The organism is Microbacterium sp. BF1, from assembly GCF_019279095.1.
Classification (GTDB): Bacteria; Actinomycetota; Actinomycetes; order Actinomycetales; family Microbacteriaceae; genus Microbacterium; species Microbacterium maritypicum.
Genome location: NZ_JAGYWT010000470.1, coordinates 1 through 1,894, shown reverse-complemented (window position 1 = coordinate 1,894; position 1,894 = coordinate 1). Strand labels below are relative to the sequence as shown.

2 protein-coding genes are annotated in these 1,894 nt (G+C 66.9%); one reads left to right on the top strand and one right to left on the bottom strand.

Annotated elements, in window-relative coordinates; all coding sequences use genetic code 11:
• On the bottom strand, positions 1–560 hold a 560-nt coding region (locus KZA10_RS13760), incomplete at its 3' end, for a LacI family DNA-binding transcriptional regulator (protein ID WP_218683162.1).
• 102 nt (positions 561–662) lie between these two features.
• Here KZA10_RS13760 and KZA10_RS13755 point away from each other — a divergent pair.
• Complete coding sequence (locus KZA10_RS13755; protein ID WP_256934856.1) at positions 663–1,841, top strand: glycoside hydrolase family 172 protein; 1,179 nt, start codon at positions 663–665, stop codon at positions 1,839–1,841.
• Positions 1,842–1,894 lie beyond the last annotated feature (53 nt).

The following is a 1,894-nucleotide window of genomic DNA, read 5'->3' as shown; positions in this document are numbered from 1 at the left end:
GTGTCGATGTGCTCGGGCCCGCCGATGTAGGCGATGCGGCGGTATCCGGCGTCGATCAGATCCCGCGTGGCCGAGGTGCCGGCCGCGCGATTGGCCATCACGACGCCATCGATGTCGTAGGTGGTGCTGCGGTCGACGGCCACCACCGGCCGCCCCGTGGCGAGGATGCTGTCGAGGTTGGACTGCTCGTCGGCGGTCGCGATGATGATGCCCGACATGTGCTCGGCGATCGCGATGCGGAGGTAGGTCGCCTCCTTCTCGAGCTGCGCGTCGGAGTTGCAGAGCACCACCGAGTAGCCGGCCTCCGAGGCGACGTCCTCGACGCCGCGCGCCATCTCGGTGAAATAGGGGTTCTCGATATCGGGGATGACGAGGGCGATGACCTCGGAGCTCTGACGACGCAGCGTCCTCGCTGTGCGGTTCGGCGTGAAGTTCAGCTTCGCCGCGGCGTCACGGACGGCGGCGACCTTCTCTTCGGACACGCTCGTGCCGTTGAACACACGCGAGACGGTCGCGGGAGAGACCCCCGCGAGTTCCGCGACGTCGTAGATCGTGGCCATGCACCCTCACTGCCTGTCCGGTCGAGCCGGACGTGAATGCAACAGTATCGCGCACGATCCCGATCCTGGAGTTCTCGCCTGAAATCGATTACATTGGCGCCCATGACTTCTGCACCCTCTGACCTGGCATCCCTCGCAGCGCTGCGACAGGTCCAGACCCGATCCATCTCACCGGAGAACTTCGACGGATCCGCTGGGGGCGGCGGCCGGGCGACCGAGGGCACGGGCGCGACCAACGCCCGTGACCTCGGCCCCGGTTGGAAGATCTCCCCCAGCATCGACATCAAGGCGGGCGAGACGTTCGAGCTCGCGAGCATCCAGGGAGCGGGGAAGATCACCCACATCTGGATCACGACGCACACCGACAACTGGCGCACCCTCCTGCTGCGGGCCTACTGGGACGGCGCGGAGGAGCCGGCCGTCGAAGTGCCCTACGGCGACTTCTTCTGCAACGGCTGGGGCGTCTTCGCGCAGGTGAACTCGCAGACCATCGCCGCGAATCCGCACGGCGGCTTCAACTCCTACTGGCCGATGCCGTTCCGCGACGGCGCCAGGCTGACCATCGAGAACACCTCGGTCGTCGACGTCCGCGTCTACTACCAGGTGACGTACGAGGTCGGCGGGGACCATTCGACCGACGCCTACTTCCACGCCCAGTGGCGGCGCTCGAACCCCCTGGAAGACCTCACCCCGCACGTGATCCTCGAGGGCATCGAAGGCCAGGGGCAGTACGTCGGCACGTACATCGCCTGGGGGGTGAACTCCAACGGCTGGTGGGGCGAGGGGGAGATCAAGTTCTACCTCGACGACGACACCGAGTACCCGACGATCTGCGGGACTGGCACAGAGGACTACTTCGGAGGCGCCTGGAACTTCGACATCCCCGGGCAGGGCTACACCGAGTTCTCCACCCCCTACCTCGGGATGCCGCAGGTCATCCGGCCCGACGGGCTGTATGTGTCACAGCAGCGGTTCGGCATGTACCGCTGGCACCTGCTCGACCCGATCCACTTCGCGACCGGCATCCCGAAGGTCGACATCCAGGCGCTCGGCTGGCGCAGCGGCTGGCGCTATCTGCCGCTGCGCGACGACATCGCCTCGACCGCGCTGTTCTATCTCGACCGGCCGACCGCCCGCCGTCCGAAGACGCCGACGGCCGACGACCTGGAGGTGCACCTAGGGACCGCCCCGGTTCCCGACATCGGTTCCAGGTCGAGGTCGCCCTCGCCGAGCGGAACGAATCCACTCGTGGCCAGGTCAATGTCCTTGAGATGCACATAGGTCAAGCGGTCGGCGTAGCGGCGAATGATCGCGGCCGGGTCGCCGCCACCACC